The sequence below is a fragment of the Klebsiella sp. HMSC16C06 genome (genome assembly GCF_001808325.1).
Taxonomy (GTDB): domain Bacteria; phylum Pseudomonadota; class Gammaproteobacteria; order Enterobacterales; family Enterobacteriaceae; genus Klebsiella; species Klebsiella variicola.
Genome location: NZ_KV793001.1, coordinates 77,285 through 94,389, shown reverse-complemented (window position 1 = coordinate 94,389; position 17,105 = coordinate 77,285). Strand labels below are relative to the sequence as shown.

General features: G+C 60.2%; 16 protein-coding genes and 2 pseudogenes. 14 read left to right on the top strand and 4 right to left on the bottom strand.

Annotated features, from left to right (window positions below; all coding sequences use genetic code 11):
* Window positions 1-4: 4 nt before the first annotated feature.
* On the bottom strand, window positions 5-775 hold the full coding sequence (locus HMPREF3142_RS13520) for a DeoR/GlpR family DNA-binding transcription regulator (RefSeq protein WP_012541499.1): 771 nt from the start codon (window positions 773-775) through the stop codon (window positions 5-7).
* 90 nt (window positions 776-865) lie between these two features.
* Here HMPREF3142_RS13520 and HMPREF3142_RS13515 point away from each other — a divergent pair, with 90 nt between their 5' ends.
* The 13 genes from HMPREF3142_RS13515 (at window position 866) to HMPREF3142_RS13455 (ending at window position 13,292) form a co-directional block, all read left to right on the top strand.
* Entirely contained in the window at window positions 866-1,249 is a 384-nt protein-coding gene (locus HMPREF3142_RS13515) for a VOC family protein (RefSeq protein WP_012541498.1), read from the top strand.
* Window positions 1,250-1,280: 31 nt separating this feature from the next.
* A complete protein-coding gene (locus tag HMPREF3142_RS13510; RefSeq protein WP_008804595.1) occupies window positions 1,281-1,964 on the top strand; it encodes a CatA-like O-acetyltransferase, family 1 in 684 nt (227 codons plus the stop codon).
* Between the two features lie 270 nt (window positions 1,965-2,234).
* Window positions 2,235-3,461, top strand: a complete 1,227-nt coding sequence (locus tag HMPREF3142_RS13505) for an SfnB family sulfur acquisition oxidoreductase (protein WP_008804594.1) — start codon at window positions 2,235-2,237, stop codon at window positions 3,459-3,461.
* A 1-nt stretch (window position 3,462) separates the two neighbouring features.
* A complete protein-coding gene (locus HMPREF3142_RS13500) occupies window positions 3,463-4,137 on the top strand; it encodes a methionine ABC transporter permease (protein ID WP_008804593.1) in 675 nt (224 codons plus the stop codon).
* 31 nt (window positions 4,138-4,168) lie between these two features.
* Window positions 4,169-4,945, top strand: a complete 777-nt coding sequence (locus HMPREF3142_RS13495) for a MetQ/NlpA family ABC transporter substrate-binding protein (RefSeq protein ID WP_008804592.1) — start codon at window positions 4,169-4,171, stop codon at window positions 4,943-4,945.
* A 52-nt stretch (window positions 4,946-4,997) separates the two neighbouring features.
* Window positions 4,998-6,041 carry a methionine ABC transporter ATP-binding protein gene (locus tag HMPREF3142_RS13490; protein ID WP_070612144.1) on the top strand — a complete coding sequence of 348 codons (1,044 nt, stop codon included), beginning with the start codon at window positions 4,998-5,000 and terminating at the stop codon, window positions 6,039-6,041.
* Between the two features lie 148 nt (window positions 6,042-6,189).
* Window positions 6,190-7,893 (top strand): ABC transporter substrate-binding protein, encoded by a 1,704-nt coding sequence (locus HMPREF3142_RS13485; protein ID WP_008804590.1) that lies wholly within the window; start codon window positions 6,190-6,192, stop codon window positions 7,891-7,893.
* Between the two features lie 45 nt (window positions 7,894-7,938).
* Window positions 7,939-8,898: an ABC transporter permease gene (locus HMPREF3142_RS13480; RefSeq protein WP_008804589.1), complete on the top strand. Its 960-nt coding sequence runs from the start codon at window positions 7,939-7,941 to the stop codon at window positions 8,896-8,898.
* Entirely contained in the window at window positions 8,895-9,845 is a 951-nt protein-coding gene (gene opp4C / locus HMPREF3142_RS13475; protein WP_075206930.1) for an oligopeptide ABC transporter permease, read from the top strand. Before HMPREF3142_RS13480 ends, opp4C begins: the two co-directional genes overlap by 4 nt.
* The gene (locus tag HMPREF3142_RS13470; protein WP_008804587.1) at window positions 9,842-10,822 is read left to right on the top strand and encodes an ABC transporter ATP-binding protein; all 981 of its coding nucleotides are present in this window, start codon (window positions 9,842-9,844) and stop codon (window positions 10,820-10,822) included. Before opp4C ends, HMPREF3142_RS13470 begins: the two co-directional genes overlap by 4 nt.
* Window positions 10,819-11,790 (top strand): ABC transporter ATP-binding protein, encoded by a 972-nt coding sequence (locus HMPREF3142_RS13465; protein ID WP_008804586.1) that lies wholly within the window; start codon window positions 10,819-10,821, stop codon window positions 11,788-11,790. The genes HMPREF3142_RS13470 and HMPREF3142_RS13465 overlap by 4 nt, the downstream gene beginning before the upstream one ends.
* Window positions 11,791-12,167: 377 nt before the next feature.
* Window positions 12,168-12,686 carry an anti-virulence regulator CigR family protein gene (locus tag HMPREF3142_RS13460; protein WP_008804585.1) on the top strand — a complete coding sequence of 173 codons (519 nt, stop codon included), beginning with the start codon at window positions 12,168-12,170 and terminating at the stop codon, window positions 12,684-12,686.
* 117 nt (window positions 12,687-12,803) lie between these two features.
* A complete protein-coding gene (locus tag HMPREF3142_RS13455; protein WP_070612143.1) occupies window positions 12,804-13,292 on the top strand; it encodes a DinB family protein in 489 nt (162 codons plus the stop codon).
* A 36-nt stretch (window positions 13,293-13,328) separates the two neighbouring features.
* Here HMPREF3142_RS13455 and HMPREF3142_RS29885 read toward each other — a convergent pair.
* The 3 genes and pseudogenes from HMPREF3142_RS29885 to HMPREF3142_RS13445 all read right to left on the bottom strand — a co-directional run bounded on the left by HMPREF3142_RS29885 (window position 13,329) and on the right by HMPREF3142_RS13445 (window position 16,055).
* Window positions 13,329-13,584, bottom strand: a pseudogene (locus HMPREF3142_RS29885) (transcriptional regulator).
* A 681-nt stretch (window positions 13,585-14,265) separates the two neighbouring features.
* Window positions 14,266-14,379, bottom strand: a pseudogene (locus HMPREF3142_RS29880) (LuxR family transcriptional regulator); the annotation flags it as partial.
* Window positions 14,380-14,522: 143 nt separating this feature from the next.
* Entirely contained in the window at window positions 14,523-16,055 is a 1,533-nt protein-coding gene (locus HMPREF3142_RS13445) for an MFS transporter (protein WP_070612141.1), read from the bottom strand.
* A 116-nt stretch (window positions 16,056-16,171) separates the two neighbouring features.
* Here HMPREF3142_RS13445 and HMPREF3142_RS13440 point away from each other — a divergent pair, with 116 nt between their 5' ends.
* Window positions 16,172-17,089, top strand: a complete 918-nt coding sequence (locus tag HMPREF3142_RS13440) for a LysR family transcriptional regulator (RefSeq protein WP_070612140.1) — start codon at window positions 16,172-16,174, stop codon at window positions 17,087-17,089.
* Window positions 17,090-17,105: the final 16 nt, after the last annotated feature.

Below are 17,105 nucleotides of genomic sequence, written 5' to 3'. Positions count from 1 at the left end.
CGGGTTACACGGTATGGATGCGAATATCGTGCTGCTGAAAGGCAACGCGATATTCGCGACTGATGTTCTCTTCCACCACCAGCACATCGATATCGCTGCTCGCGGCCACCACAAACCGTGCCACTGCCGGAATTTTATCCGAGGTCAGGCCGATGATAATTTCGCTGCACTGCTTAATCACCGCTTTCTTGAACTCGCAGTCGGCGTAGTCAAAACCGGTCAGGCCCGACTCTGGCGCCATGGCGCAGCCGCCGATAAACCCCTGGTCGAATAACATGCCCTGCACCTGAGCCACCGCCGCGGCGCCGACGCAGCCGCCGCTCGCCCGCTGCACCTGGCCACCGAGGATCACCACGTCATACAACGGTTTTTTCACCAGTACCGCGGCGATCTCCGGGGAGTTCGTTACCACCGTCAGCGCCAGCTCAGCGGGTAGCGCCTCGGCCATCGCCAGATTGGTGGTCCCGGTATCGACGAAAATCGTGCCGCCGGGCTTCACCAGCCTGGCACACTGTTGCGCGATCCTGAGTTTTGTTGCTCGATTTTTATCTTTCCGTTCACTATAGTCCCCGGCTTCCGGCAGGCTCAGCACCGCCCCGCCATACACCTTTTTACAGAACCCTTCGCGACTGAGTTCATGCAGATCGCGGCGGATGGTGTGCTCCGACACCTGAAGCCGCGCCGCCAGCTCCGCGCACACCACTCTGCCATTTTCCTGCAGGATCTGGCAAATCAACGCTTGTCGCTGTTGGGGAAAAGCAGCATAATCGAGCACGATAACTCCTTAAATTATCAAAAACGAGCAACAGCAAGCATGATCGTCTGCGCTGCTTTGATTGTCAATGTTCCTGCCCGGAGGTTTACCATGAAAATTGCCCATTTCGCCCTGTGGACCCAACAGCTCGACGTCCAGGCCCGCTTCTGGGTGGAGTTCTTTGCCGCCAGCATCAATGAAAAATACCTCAGCCAGACCAACCCCGGCTTTGCCTCCTATTTTGTCACCATCGACGACGAGGTGGTGATCGAGCTGATGACCAAGCCTGGCCTGCAGCCGGCCAGCGCGGATAATAACCATACCGGCTGGGCGCATCTGGCCCTCTCGGTAGGCGGGGCGGAACAGGTCGATGCCCTCGCCCAACGCGCCGAGGATGCGGGGATACTGGTTTCGCCGCCGCGTACCACCGGCGACGGCTATTATGAGGCGGTGATCGCCGATCCCGATGGCAACCTGATTGAAATCGTCGCATAGTCAGCAGACCGCCAGTATTCAGGAGGTATTCATGGCACATTACCGAATTATCGACACCGCGACCTGGCCCCGCCGGGACCATTTCACCTTTTACCGACAATTTGCCAACCCCAGCTTTAACCTCTGTGTCCCGATAGCGGCGCAGCGCCTGTACGAATGTGCGAAGGACCGTCGGGTCTCGTTTTTTCAGCTCGCGCTCTATGCGCTACTGCGCGCGGCAAACGGAGTACCGCAGCTACGGCAGCGCGTGCGCAATGATGAGGTGATTGAATATGACAGCCTGGCGGTAATGACGCCGGTGATGACCGTCGAGGAAGGATTCCGCCAGGTATGGTGCGACAACGCCCCCGAGTTCACCACCTTCAGCGATGCGGCAACGCCGAAGATCGTCGCGGCAAGAGAGACAACGCCGGCGCCGCTCATCGTCGATGGCGAGCATTTTATCTGCGCCAGTTGTCTGCCGTGGCTCCACTTCACCTCGATGACCCATGCGGAATATGCCGTAGGCGCGGCGGTGCCCGCGCTTACCTGGGGGAAACTACAGAACGGCGTGATCCCGGTGGCCGGGCGGTTTAACCATGCCTTCGTCGACGGTCTCCACGCCAGCCGCTTTTTTGCTCTCGTGGAAGAGGGATTTAGCGACCCCGAGCGGCTCTGGCAACCGTTAACCGAGACCGCACCCTCACTGCTCGCCCCTGCGGCAAAGAAACGCTGAGGCCCTCGCCACGCTCACCGCCTGACAGCCTTCCTTCGGTCCGGCGGTCGCTTTCCTCTCCTGTTGCCTTTGCAACAGCCGGCGCAAAACGGCGCTGCATTTGCAGCAGTCCGCTCCATCAGCTGACATAGCCAACCCGCTTCCTGTCACGACTGCGCCTTCCTCTCTCGCTGGCACGTGTTTTGCTTACCCACACATATAACCCACAGGCATTATGAATTATTTATTTATCTAATTTTTGCATAAGCTATTCACTGAATAAGAGAGAAGATGATGTCAGCCAGTTCACCCGCACAGCCTTACACCCAGTCCACGCCACAGGCGCATATTATTGCCAGCGATGCGGAAGCCCTCGCCATCGCCCATGAGATCGCCGCCGTGCTCAAACCCGGCGCCGCCGAGCGCGACCGGACGGGCATTGTCCCGGCGGAGATCGTCAACACCTATTCCAACAGCGGACTGTGGGGCATCACGGTGCCGCGCCGCTTTGGCGGCGCCGAGGTCTCGGCCGCGACCCTCGCGCAGGTTATCGCCATTCTCTCTGCAGCGGATCCGTCGTTAGGCCAGATACCCCAGAACCACTACTGCCTGCTGGAGGATATTCGTCTGCAGGGTAGCGACGACCAGCAGGCGTTCTTTTTCGCCCAGGTATTACAGGGCTATCGCTTCGCCAATGCCCTGTCGGAAACCGGGGGGAAAACGGTCCTTGATATTCGTACCCGTATCGAGGAAGGCGCAGACGGTCTGCGGATCAATGGCCGTAAAGGCTACTGCACCGGCTCGCTGTACGCCCACTGGATTGGCATTCTGGCGCTGGACGCCGACGACCGCGCCCAGCTCGCTTTCGTCCCCCAGAACAGCCCGGGGCTGACGGTGGTCAACGACTGGGCGTGCCTCGGTCAGCGCACCACCGCCAGCGGCACCGTGCTGGCCGATAATCTTCCGGTTAATCCTTTCCACCTTTTCCCAACCTGGAAGTCCTACGCCAGCCCGACCCTTGCCGGCCCGTTCGCCCAGCTGACCACCGCGGCGATAGACGCCGGGATCGCCCGCGCGGCGCTGGACGATACCGTGGCGTTCGTACGCCACAGCGCCCGGCCGTGGATCGACGCCGGTGTGGCGCAGGCGAGCGACGATCCGCTGACTATCTACCATATCGGTCAACTGGACAGCCGCCTTGCCGCAGCCGACGCGCTGCTGGAGCGGGCGGGACGGGTGCTCGACCGCTATAAAAATGACCTCAGCGAGGAGCATGTCGCCGAGGCGTCGCTGGCCGTCGCCCGCGCCAAAATCTGGACCACCGAAGTGGCGCTGGAGGCCGCCAGCCGCCTGTTCGAGCTGGGGGGTACTCGCGCCACCGGTGAGTCGCTCAATCTAGACCGCCACTGGCGCAATGCCCGGGTGCACACCCTGCACGACCCGGTTCGCTGGAAGTATCAGTTGCTTGGCAACTGGGTGCTGAACGGCATTCGCCCGCAACGACATGACTGGAACTGATATGACGAGTCTGCTGGCGTTTTTCGCGGAAATCGACTGGAACGATGTGGCCCAGGCCGCCCTCGATACCCTTACCATGCTGGCCTGGTCGCTGGGATGGACCGTACTGCTGGGGCTTCCGCTGGGGATTGTGCTCTATCTCACCGGTGAGCCGCGTTTGCTGTACGCCCCGCGCCTTTACCGCCTGCTGTCATTGTGCGTCAACGTACTGCGATCCCTGCCGTTCATCATTTTGCTCATCGTGATGATCCCGGTGACCACGTTGCTGACCGGCACCTCGCTGGGGGTGGAAGGAACCATTCCGCCGCTGGTCGCCGGCTGCGCCCCGTTCTTCGCCCGGCTGGTGGAAACCGCCCTGCGCGAAGTGGAGCACGGCCTGGTGGAGGCCAGCTGGTCGATGGGCGGCAGCACCTGGCAGCTTATCTGGCACACGCTGCTGCCGGAGTCGCGGGCCGGGCTGATCGCCGCCGTGACCGTGACGGCCATTTTGCTGGTCGACTACACCTCGATGGCGGGGGTGATCGGCGGCGGCGGGCTGGGCGATCTGGCCATTCGTTTTGGTTATCAGCGCTTTCAGACTGACGTGATGGTGGTCACCGTCCTGATGCTGATTGCGCTGGTACAGCTTCTGCAAATGAGCGGCGACCGCCTGGTGCGCTACGTCAGCCGCAAATAACTTACCCTTCTCTGCTCAGGAAACCCTTATCATGAAAAAATCCATTATTGCCGCCGGACTGCTGGCCCTCTTCTCCACCGCAGCGCTGGCTAACGAGACGCTGATCGTCGGCGCCACGCCGGTGCCGCATGCGGAAATCCTTGAATTTGTGAAGCCGGTGCTGGCAAAGGAAGGCGTCGATTTACAGGTCAAGGTGTTTAACGATTTTATTCAGCCTAACCAGCAGCTGGCGGAGAAACACCTCGACGCCAACTACTACCAGTACCGGCCATTCCTCGATAACTACAACCAGACCCGCCACACCAACCTTGTACCGGTGGTGGGAGTGCATATCGAGCCCTTCGGCGCCTACTCCAGCAAATACACGACCCTCGCCGCGGTGCCTGACGGCGCCACGATCGCCATCCCTAACGATCCGGTGAACACCGGCCGCGCGCTGGTGATGTTAAGCAACGCCGGGCTGATTACCCTCAAGGATCCGCACAACCCGCAATCGGCAACCAAGGACATTACCAGCAACCCGCATCACTTTAAGATCCGCGAACTGGAGGGCGCCATGCTGGCGCGCGCGGTGAAGCAGGTCGACCTGGCCTTTATCTTTGCCAACTATGCGCTGGAGGCCGGTATCGACACCGATAAAGCGTTGCTGGTGGAAAAAGGCAGCGATCTGTACGTCGAATATCTGGTGGCGCGCCCGGACAATATTCAGGACCCGGGCATTCAGAAGCTGGCGCAAGCGCTGCATTCGGACGCAGTTCGCCAGTTCATTCTGACGCGTTATCAGGGCAAAATTTTACCTGGATTCTAATCACCGCGGGCAGCGGCGTCAGCCGCTGCCCGGGCTAACGGAGCGCATCATCGTGACGCATATCCCCGCCCCACCGACCCACATTGAGTTTGCTGGTATCAGCAAAGCCTATCCTAACGGCGTGCAGGCGCTACAGGACATTGACCTGACCATCCGTCAGGGCGAAATTTTCGGCATCATCGGCCGCAGCGGCGCCGGAAAATCCACCCTGCTGCGCCTGTTTAATCGTCTGGAAAATGCCGACAGCGGCGAGATGTTCATCCACGGCGAGTCAACCGTGCGCTACTCCACGCGCCAGCTGCGCGATCTGCGTCGGCGGGTGGCGATGATTTTTCAGCACTTTAACCTGATGGCCACCAAAACCGTGGCGCAGAACATCGCCTTGCCGCTGAAGATGGCTGGCGTCCCGGCCGGCGAACGCCAGCGTCGGGTCAGCGAGATGCTTGAGCTGGTGGGCCTCAGCGCGCTGCGCGACAGCTACCCGGCCCGCCTCTCCGGTGGCCAGAAACAGCGGACCGGCATCGCCCGGGCGCTGGTCACTCAGCCGGAAATTCTGCTGTGCGATGAGGCAACCTCGGCGCTGGATCCGGAAAACACCCTGTCGGTGCTAACCCTGCTCAAGGAGATTAACCAGCGCCTGGGCCTGACAATCGTGCTGATCACCCACGAAATGGAGGTCATTCGCACCCTCTGCGATCGGGTCAGCGTGCTTGAGGGCGGGCGCATTGTCGAACAGGGCGATGTCTGGCGCGTGTTTGGCAACCCGCAGCACCCGGTGACGCGCGCCATGCTCGGCCTGCAGCACCCCGATCGCCCGGAGGCCGGGCCAGCGCTGCGCGACGGCGAGCAGATCGTGACCTTACGTTTTGACGGCAGCAGCGGTCGCGAACCCAATCTGCAGCATATCGCCAGCCTGCTGGGAGGCGACGCCCGACTGCTGTACAGCAACTGCGAGCGCATTCAGGGCCGGGTGATCGGCCAGCTGCAGGTCCGGCTGAGCGGGCCGCTGGTCGCCAGCGCGCTGGCGCAGGATGGCTGGGTCGCAGACAGCATTCTGACCCACCATCATCAGACAGCGGAAACCACTGCTTCTTAGCCATCGAATGGGATTATATTCCCGATCCTTTGCTAAGGATAATTAGTTATAAATCATAGCGTTTCAGTGTTAGACAGGGCGAAGTGCGCCTCTTATCTTTCGTCATGAATTGTAAATAACCACGCAATTATTTGATGAGGTAGCACTTTTGTCCAGATTACAACAAGGATTAAAAACCCGAAAAACCCGCTTCGCCCTGGCGCTAAAAGTGGCCCTGCTCGGCGGCGTGGTAGCATTTTCTTCTGTTGCCCATGCGGAAGGGATCCTGAAAGAAGGCATCACCCCGGCCACCGACGCCAGCCAGATCCCGGCCAGCGCCAAACTGCGGAAAGACACGGTGGTGGCCGGGATCTCCGAGCCGCAGGGGATCTTTAACCCCTACTTTTTCGTCAACGGCTGGGATGAGAACGTGACTAACGTCATTTTTTCACGCCTGATTGACTGGGACAGTCAGGGTAAACTGGTCCCGGGACTGGCGGAGAGCTGGACGGTCAGCCCGGACAGTAAAGTCTATACCATCAAATTGCGCCCTGGCCTGACCTTCAGCGACGGTTCACCGCTGACGGCGGAAGATGTCGCCTTTACCCTGACGGTCCTGCTCGACCCCAAATATGATGGCGATACCGACATCACCCTGGCCAATATCGCCGGCGGCGCGGACTACAAAGCCGGCAAAGCTGACAGCGTCAGCGGCCTGAAGGTCATCGACCCGCTTACCCTGCAGGTGACCACCACGCAGCCAGGCGCCACCACGCTGGCCAAAATTGGCGGGCCGGTGCTGTCGAAAGCCTGGTACGGCAAAGGATATCAGCGGGGAAATCTCGACTATCTGCGTTCACTGCACGGCAAGCCGCTGGGCAACGGCCCTTACGTGTACGACAAATACATTCCCGGTCAGGAAATACGCTTCCATGCCAATAGCCATTTTTACCGCGGAACGCCGCCAACACCGCGCTTTATCTACCGCGTGACCAATCCGTCGACCAACTTCCAGCTGTTCCAGACCGGGGAGACCGACTATGACGCCTTTACCTCACGCCCCGACGATATTGAGCAGCTGAAAATGCTCGGCTTCGCCAACATTAATCTTTACGGCTCCAGCGACTACAGCCAGGTGGAGTTCAACGTGCATCGCCCGGCGCTGCAGGATAAGCGCGTGCGCCAGGCGCTGATTTACGGTCTGGATCGGCAGAAGCTGATCGACGTGGTCTATCAGGGGTACGGCAAAGTCGCCATCGAGCCGATCGCCCCGATCTCCTGGGCCTTTAACGCTGAAGGCGTCAACCCTTACCCTTACGATCCGGCACAGGCCAAAAAGCTGCTGGATGAGGCCGGCTGGAAACCTGGCGCCGACGGTATCCGCGCCAAAGACGGCCAGCGCCTGGAGCTGACCCTGCTGGTGAGCAAGAAGGTGCTCAACGACGCTCTGATCCCCATCGCCAAGGAGAACTGGCGGCAGATTGGCGTACTGCTGAAGCCGCAGGTGGTGGATTTCAATGCCCTGATGGCGCAGCGTAAAGCCGGAAATTACGATCTGGCCTCCTTTAGCACCAGCACCCTCAACGACCCGCACGATGGGGTATGGGATTTTTACAGCAGCGAAGCTAAAGAGTCCGGCTACCATAACGCGGAAGTCGATAAGCTGATTAACGCCGGCAACGCGGTGCTCGACATTGAACAGCGCAAGCCGATCTACCACCAGCTGTATAAAGTGCTGGCCGACGATCCGCCGGTGATCCTGCTTGGCTATCGCAACATTCTTTCCGCCAGCAGCGCCCGCGTCAGCGGCTTTAAGCCGGATATCTACAACGGCCTGACCGGCAGCCTGCCGGATGTAAAAATCGTCAAGTAAATCCCCCTGGCCGCCGGGTTAACCGGCGGCTGATGTGAGACCGTCATGAAAAATTTCATCCTGAGGCGCTTGCTGCAAACGCTGCCGATGCTGCTGCTGGCCTCCTTCATTATTTTTATGCTGTTTGCCAAAACCCCCGGCGACTTTATCGATGGCAATATCACCCTGACCGCCGCCCGCGCCGCAGAGCTGAAGGCGATTTACGGCCTCGACCAGCCGCTGTTCACCCGCTACCTCCACTGGCTGGGACAGCTGCTGCGCGGTGATTTAGGCTTTTCACTGCAGTATCAGATCCCGGTCAGCCAGTTGCTCAACCAGTACATCTGGAACTCTTTTCTGCTGGCCAGCGTCGCGCTGGTCTTTTACTGGGGCATTGGCCTGGCGGTCGGCGTGGTTTCTGCCCTGCGACCCGGCTCCTGGTTTGATCATCTGGTGAGCGTCGCGGTGTTTGCCGCCATGTCGTTCCCCACCTTTTTCCTCTGCCTGCTGCTGATTAAATGGTTCGCCGTCGATCTCCACTGGCTACCGGTAGGCGGGATGACCAATACCGGCAGCGACGAGAGCGGCTGGCAGTATGTGCTGCAAGTGGCCGCCCACCTGGCGCTGCCGGTGCTGGCGCTGGTGATGCTGCAGGCGGGCAGCCTGACGCGCTATGTGCGCGCCAGTATGCTCGACGTGGTGAAAATGGATTTTATCCGTACCGCCCGCGCCAAGGGATTGCAGGAGCGCACGGTGATCCTCAAGCATGCCCTGCGCAACGCCCTGCTGCCGATTATCACCCTGCTGGGCTTCGAGCTGCCGGGGCTGTTCTCCGGGGCGATCATTACCGAAAAGGTGTTCAACTGGCCGGGAGCGGGCCACATCCATATCGACTCGCTGGCCGCCCGCGACTATCCGGTGCTGATGGGGTTTACCCTGTTTCTGGCGGTGCTGACGATCGTCGGGAATTTGCTCGCCGACGTGCTGTACGCCTGGGCCGATCCGCGTATTCGGGTGAGGTCATGATGATCCTGTCTTACTTTGCTTCCCGTCGCCGCCAGCGGCAGGCGGCTATCCCGGAGCTGGCGCATATTCCCCCCTCTCCCTGGCGCCAGGGGTGGCGACAGCTGCGCCGTAACCGGCTGGCCATGTTCTGCCTGATCCTGCTGGCGGTGATGGCGGTATGGTGCGTGCTGGGGCCCGTCTGGTCGCCATGGAGAGATGATGCCACCGATGCCCTGAGCATCAACCAGCCGCCCGGGGCGGAACACTGGCTCGGAACCGATTTTCTTGGTCGCGATGTCTACACCCGCCTGCTGCTGGCCGGGCGCATCTCGCTGATTATCGGCCTGCTGACCATGGTGATGTCGGTGTGCCTCGGCTACCTGCTCGGCGCCCTCTCGGGTTATGTCGGCGGGTTAACCGACAAACTGATCATGCGGGTGGCCGACCTGGTGATGACTATCCCCGGGTTACCGCTGTTGATCGTCGCCGGGGCGATGCTTTCTGAGCTCGATTTTTCCCCGGACTCGCGCATTTATATGGTGGTGGTGATGCTCAGCCTGCTGGAGTGGCCCCGACTGGCGCGGCTGGTGCGCGGACAATGTCTCTCCCTGCGCGAACGCGATTTTATGCTGGCCACCCAGGTGCTGGGCCTGTCGGCGCGTCGCCGGCTGTTTGGCCACCTGCTGCCGAATACCATTCCGATTCTGGTGGTGATGGCGACCATGGCCGTCGCCAACGCCATTCTCAGTGAATCCGCGCTGAGCTATCTCGGCCTCGGCGTGGTACCGCCGACGCCGTCATGGGGCAATATGATGGATGCTGCCAATAGCCTGATCGATTTCCAGCGCCGCCCCTGGCTGTGGATGCCGCCGGGCATCGCCATCTTTATCACCGTGATCGCCATCAACGTGCTGGGCGACGGCCTGCGCGACGCCATGGATCCCAATATGAAACCGAGGCTGAAATGACCACGCCGTTAGTCTCCTTTAATCATCTCTCCGTCTCTTTCGCCGGCGAACGCACCCGCGTGCGCGCGGTGCAGGAGGTCTCTTTCACCATTCAGGCCGGACAAACCGTTGGCGTGGTGGGCGAATCCGGCTGCGGCAAAAGCGTCACCGCCATGGCGCTGATGGGTCTCCTGCCACCGCAGGCGGCGCGCATCGACGGCGGCGAGATCCGCTTCGCGGACCGCGATCTGCTGCGGCTGAAAGCCAGACAGATGGCCGACCTGCGCGGCCACCAGCTGGCCATGATCTTTCAGGAACCGATGTCGGCCCTGAACCCGGTGTTGACCATCGGGGAGCAGCTGTGCGAACCGCTGATCCGCCACCTCGGCGCCACGCCGAAAGCCGCCTGGCAGCAGGCCATCCAGCTGTTAAGCGAGGTCGGCCTGGCGCGCGGCGACAGCCTGATGACCCGCTATCCTCACCAGCTTTCCGGCGGCATGCTGCAGCGGGTAATGATCGCCATGGCGCTAAGCTGTCAGCCCAAACTGCTGATTGCCGACGAACCGACCACCGCGCTGGACGTCACCGTGCAGGCGCAAATCCTGCGCCTGCTGCGCGACCGGGCGCGGGCCAGCCAGATGGCGATGATGTTGATTACCCACGATCTTGGAGTGATCGCGCAGATGGCCGAGCAGGTAGTGGTGATGTATGCCGGACGGATCGTGGAACAGGGCGCCACCGCAGAGGTGCTACGGCATCCGCAACATCCTTACACGCGTGGGCTGATCGCCTCCCGCCCGGTGCCGGGTGAGCGGCGTCGGCGGCTGTACTCTATTCCCGGCCAGGTGCCGGATCTGGCCGCTCTGCCGGCGGGCTGCGCCTTTGCCGGGCGCTGCGAGCGGGCGACGGCGCGCTGTCGGGAGGCGATTCCGCCGCTGCTCGGTGAGCGCCAGCGGGCCGCCTGCTTTTACAGCGAATTTGCGGAGGCGACAGCATGAGCGAACGCTATGTTATTGAAGTGGATGGATTGAAAAAATATTTTCCGCTGCGCGACGGCCTGTTTGGCCAGCAGACCGGCGAGCTTCGCGCGGTGGACGGCGTCAGCTTTAACATCCGTCCGGGCACCATTTTTGGCCTGGTGGGCGAGTCCGGCAGTGGTAAAACCACCGTCGGCCGGACCCTGCTTGGCCTGTATGAGAAGAGTGCTGGCAGCGTGAAATTTCACGGTCAGGAGCTGGCCGACCTGACCGCGCCTGCCCTGCGCGCCATCCGGCCCAGAATGCAGCTGGTGTTTCAGGACCCCTATAGCTCGCTGAACCCGCGGCTGCGTATTGGCGACGCGATTGGCGAAGCCATGCTGCAGCACAAGCTGTGCACCCGCGATGAGCTGTATGACCGGGTGATCGCCGTGATGAAGATCTGTGGCCTGGCGCCGGAGCACTATGCCCGCTTCCCGCATCAGTTCTCCGGCGGCCAGCGCCAGCGGATCGGTATTGCCCGGGCGCTGATCCTCAACCCGGACTTTATCGTCGCCGATGAGCCCATCTCGGCCCTCGATGTGTCGATTCAGGCGCAGATCATCAATTTGTTTTCCGACCTGCGCGACGAGCGCGGCGTCACCTTCCTGTTTATCTCCCACGACCTCGGGGTGGTGGAGCATTTATGTGACGATGTGGCGGTAATGTATCTGGGACAGCTGGTGGAAAGCGCCAGCCGCGATGCGCTGTTCAGCCGCCCCCTCCATCCCTATACCCGCGCCCTGCTGGCCGCGGTGCCCACCCTCGATCCGCACAGTGAACCGCAGGCGCTGATGCAAGGTGAGATCCCGGATCCGGCCAATCCGCCCCCCGGCTGCCGCTTTTCATCCCGCTGCCCGCAGGTCAGCGAGCGGTGCAGGAGAGAAGCTCCGGCGCTGCGCGAGGTGGCCCCGGGCCATCGGGTCGCCTGCCATGGGGTCGCGTCCTGAGCACAGTCGATGGGGTTATTTATTTCTAAACAACCGTCCGATTGTGCACGGCAGCGCCAGGATTTACTATCCGCCCCGTCTTGTGAGACGCGTTATGAATGAAGCGTAATATTTTTGTTCATTTTTGCCCGATGGCTTCGGGCATTTTTTTCTCTACGCCCGGGAGCGATCCTGTCGGCAACACATTTAGCGGGGCGCGGTCGCCCGTCTGTCAAAACGCAGCAATGGAATTGCTTGTCCGCGTCCCGCTATCCCTTTCCCTTTATCTTCCCCGCCGGTGATTAAAAACCGGCAAAAAATAAGAAATGATGAGATTGCCAGGGGTATAGCTTTCTCTTATGTTTTAAGCGTGTACTCCCCATTAAGGAAACAACATCATGCTTAAGCGTCGCACTCTTAAAACAGCACTGGCGGCGGTTATTTCTCTTGCCGTCATGGCCGCGCCGGCGTATGCCAACCCGGGTAATGGCAACGGTAATGGCGGTGGTAATCACGGGAACAGTGGTAACCATGGCAATAGCGGCAATCATGGCAATAATGGCGACCATGGTAATAAAGGCCAGAATAAAGGTCAGTCTGCTGACGAGCATGGCAACCGCAAAAACTATGGTAAACCCGACCACGTCGACAGCGATATTAGCTTCTCACGGGCGCGCTCCCTTGCCGTGAACTACGGTCTGGTTGGCTATCAGGCGCTGCCTCCGGGTATCGCCAAAAATGTTGCCCGCGGCAAACCGCTCCCTCCGGGTATCGCGAAAAAGACCCTGCCGGCTTCCATGATTAACGACCTGCCCTATTATCCAGGCTATGAATGGCGCGCGGTCGGCGATGACCTGGTGCTGGTCGCCCTGAGCACTGCCATCGTGACCGCCGTGATTAACGGTGTGTTTGACTAAATCACCAGCTTATTGAAAAGCCTCGCCCCGGCGAGGCTTTTTTGTGCCTGGCGCTGGAGAATGACAACTCACTGGCATAATCGCTAAGATAATGGCTCAACCAACCCGGGACGGACTATGGACAAAGACACAGTAGTGACGCTGTTGAAATACAAGCGCTGGATTGACCTTGCCACCTTACAGGCGATCCGCGCAATTGACGGTACGGTATATGGCGAAAAACGTCACCTGACCATCAGGCTGATGAACCATATCCATGTCGTTGACATGATTTTCCGGGCGAACCTGCGCGGCAGGCCGCACGGTTACACCGCGCTGAATACCCCCGAGACGCCAACCGTTGATGCGCTGGAAACGGCCATGACCGCTTGTACGGACGAATACATTCAGTACGTCAGCGCCATGACCCCCGCCGATTTCCACCAACGTATCGCCTTCAAATTTGTCGACGGCGGTGACGGCAATATGACCGCGATGGAGATGCTGAACCACATGCTCTTTCACGGCGCCTATCACCGTGGGGCGGTGGGCTGGATGATTGGCGAATGCGGCGGTGTGCCGCCGAAAGAGGTGCTGACGGTTTTTCTGCGCGACCATCATTCCTGAGGATGCGAAACCATCAGCCGTGAATCGCGCGGAGGATCAGCAGAAGTTCTGCCTGATGACGAGTATGGGTTTTCCGGTACAGGGCGCTGAGGTGGGTTCTGATGGTGGCGATGGATACGCCCAGATGTAAGGCGCATTCATCCGGGGTCATGCCCCGCACCAGCAGCTCCGCCACCGCATTCTCGGCGGGCTTGACGTTAAACAGCTCCATCAAGGCGCTGCAGGTGAGAAACGGCTCGGGAATAATCACGCAGGCGACCCCGGCAAGACGGGCTGCCGGGATCACGAGGATCGGTTTCGGCTGACGCCCGGCGGTATAGCACAGCCCTGCCTTCGGCGGCTCTGCCGTCCGGGTGGCCTGCTCGATGGCGCGTTTCAGCTTTTTACTGTCGGTATCGAGGCACAGCGTATCGCCCCCGCTATACCAGGAGAGGCGGGCGTTGGCGCGCAGGTAGCGTTCGGCATGCGCGCTGGCGTAGAGAATTTTACCGCCATGATCCACCAGCCATACCGGGTAGATCCCGTTGTCCATCACCGCGCTCTGGTATTTTATAGTGTCCCGCAGCTGTTCAAAGCGGGCGTGAAGCTGGCAGGCGGTTTTTAACGCCGGGATCAGGCGCCTGAACAGTTCAAACTGCACCGGCTGCGGATAAGCCGCCGTATTGGCCGTCATCAGTGACAGATAGGTGGCATAGCCATTGATGGTGCACAGCTTGACGCTGGTGAGATGATTCAGGTCGTTGGGGTGATGAAATTCATTGTAATAGACGCTGCCGGCAATAAACTTATCGCCTAAATATTCCCGGTCCCGATATATTTGCCCGACCGGTAACGCGGTCAATATTTTTTCGGCGGGATCGATAGCCAGAAATACATCGCGATAGGCGGTAAAGACCTTCTCCTCGAGCAGGAGTGAATCAGTCAACAGATGGGCATTGCCTTTGTCGTAAAACAGAAATGCCGCGTACTGATGGCCGGTCAGTAACGCCAGTTTCTGCAATGCCGATTTCCACAAATCGGGATCCAGGGTGGCCGTCAGCACCGTTTCCAGGATCTCGATGTAAATCAGTTCCGGATCAATCGCCATACCGCCACCTGTGAGTCACTGTTTCCGCGGCCGGGGCGGCGCATGTGGCCGCTCTAATCAGCATAGTTCCGCCAGTGAAACAATGACAGTTCAGGTTCGCTGAGCAGCCCGGGAAGCGTGACGCCACCGCGCTATCAAGGGGTTCAGGATCCACTGTCGCGGGTTTGGATAGCGCCCGCCTTCCGGCATAGCGTCCGCCAGACCATCAGGGCGCACACCAGGGTGACGACCGCCAGCCCGCTAAACAGTAGCGTATAAGCAGAGTCATAGCTCTCGCGCAGCGCCCGGAGGGAAAAGTCAGGCAAAAGCGCAGCCGCCTGCGGCATATTGCCAGCCCCCAGCCAGCCTGCGGCGCGGTCAATCACCTCAGGCGCATACCCGTGAACGCGACTTTGCAGGGTCAGGTTATTGCTTGCCGTTAATACCGCCGAAACGACCGCCAGGGCGATCCCCTCGCCGGCAACGCGAACGGTATTGAACAGGCCTGCCGCCATACCGGCTTTCGCCATCGGCACAGCGGAAATCGCCAGGCCGTCCATCAGCCCCCAGGGAAACGCCGCCCCTACTCCACAGAGGATCAGCGCCAGCACCAGCTGCGGGAGATGGTGGCTGTGAAAAGCGTTCCCCAGCAACAGCAACCCGATGGAGGCCATCATCAGTCCCGCCGTGGACACGTGCCCCGGTGAAAACCAGCGGGTGAGCAGGGCCGCAACGGATGGGAAAACCAGCATCGGCGTGGTCAGCGCCATCAGATACAGTGCGCTCTGCGACTCACTCATCCCCTCTCCGCCCATAAAATGCAGGGGAACAATAATCAGCAGGACAACGTAGCAACAGCAGGTGGCGACAGGCAGCAACAGTACGCCGACAAAACGCGGATGGCGCAGCAGGGAGATGTCCAGCACCGGGTTGTTCACCCTCCGGCAGCGTACGACGAACGCCACGAACAGCCCCCCCGACGCGATGAGCAAGGCCAGCGTGGTCAGGGATAAAAAACCGCGGGCCGGAATGACCATAAGCGATGCAGTAAACAGCATCAGGGCCAGCGTAAACAGGAGTAAGCCGAGGTTGTCGGGTGTCCGCGGCTCGCTTTTTTCTGCCGCAGGCAGATACGCCAGACCGATAAGCAAAACTATCGCCGACAGCAGCGCAAACAGGGCGTATACGCCGCGCCAACCCACCGCGTCGGTCATGAAGCCGATCAGCAGCGGGCCAAACGCCAGGCCGGCGCCGAACACCGTGCCCAGGATGCTGAATGCCCGCGTCCGCTGAGCGCCATCATACAGCTGGGCCAGCGCCGCACTGCCGCTGGCTAAAATCATCGCCGCGGCCAGGCCCTGCAGAGCCCTCAACACGCCTGACAGGAAGAGATTGTGCGTCAGGCAAAACAGCAGGCTGCTCAGGCAAAACAGCGCGGCGCCGGCGATAAAAATACGTTTTCTGTCGATGGCATCCGCCGTCACCCCTGCGGCCAGCAAAAAGCTGCCGAAAGTCAGCATAAAGCCATTGGTCAGCCACGACAGCGCAGCGGGAGAGCCGCCCAGCGACTGCTGTATCGCGGGGGTGGTCATGACGCCGCCGGTAAAACTTAACGGCAGCAGCAAGGCCGCCATAAAGACAGAAAGCGCGGCCAGGGCGCTGGCGTATCGGGAAGGTGTTCTGGCGGTGAGTAACATCGGGCGGCCCTCATCAGTCGGCAAGAAATGAATAAACTGTCGCCATCCTATTGCGGATGTTAATGCCGATAAATAGACTGAAAATATCTTCTTAAGAGACATAAGGTTTATAATCGATGGACAGCCTCACCTCGCTGACGTCCTTTGTCCGCACCGCCGAAACGCTAAGCTTTGTTCAGGCCGCCAGGCTGCTGGGCATATCTGCCTCGGCGGTGGGTAAGAATGTCGCCCGGCTTGAGCATAAACTGGGGGTCCGGCTGTTCAACCGCAGCACCAGAAACGTCAGCCTGACGGCGGAGGGGGCCGCGTTTCTGACCCGCTGCCAGAGTATCCTGGAGCAGATCCAGGAGGCCGAGTCAGAGCTGACCAGCAGTCTCTCACAGCCCACCGGCAAACTGAGGATTTCACTGCCCGTCATTGGCTACCGCCTGCTGCTCCCCGCCTTCACCGCCTTTACCCGTCTTTATCCGCAGGTTGAACTGGATCTCGACTTTAGTGACCGGCTGGTCAATCTGATCGATGAAGGATTCGATGTCGCTATCCGCAGCGGTGAATTAGCGGACTCCCGGTTGATCGCCAGAAAGCTGGGTGGCTTTCGTTTTGTGCTCTGCGCCAGTCCGGCCTATCTGGCGGAATACGGCGTCCCCGGCTCGCCAGCGGAATTAGCGGCGCACAAGTGCATTTTTTTCCGCTTCCCCTCGACGGGGCTGATCCAGCCCTGGGAACTGCGCGATATGCGGCTGACGGGAGATTTCAGGGCCACGGCCGTGATGACGGTCAATAACATTGAGGCCGCCATTCGCTTAAGCGCGGCGGGGATGGGCATCGCTTATGTGCCTGATTTTGTCGTGCGCGAGGCCATGGATGAGGGACAACTGCAGGAGGTGTTGCCCGGCTGTTGCGTCAAGGATGGGCATTTCTCGGTCCTGTGGCCCGCCAGCCGCTACCTGTCACCAAGAATACGCTGTTTTATCGATTTTATGGCTGCGGCAGAGGTACCTTTGTCACCAGCATCGGCGCCCCCTTCCCTCTGAAAAGCACTGCGCCGGA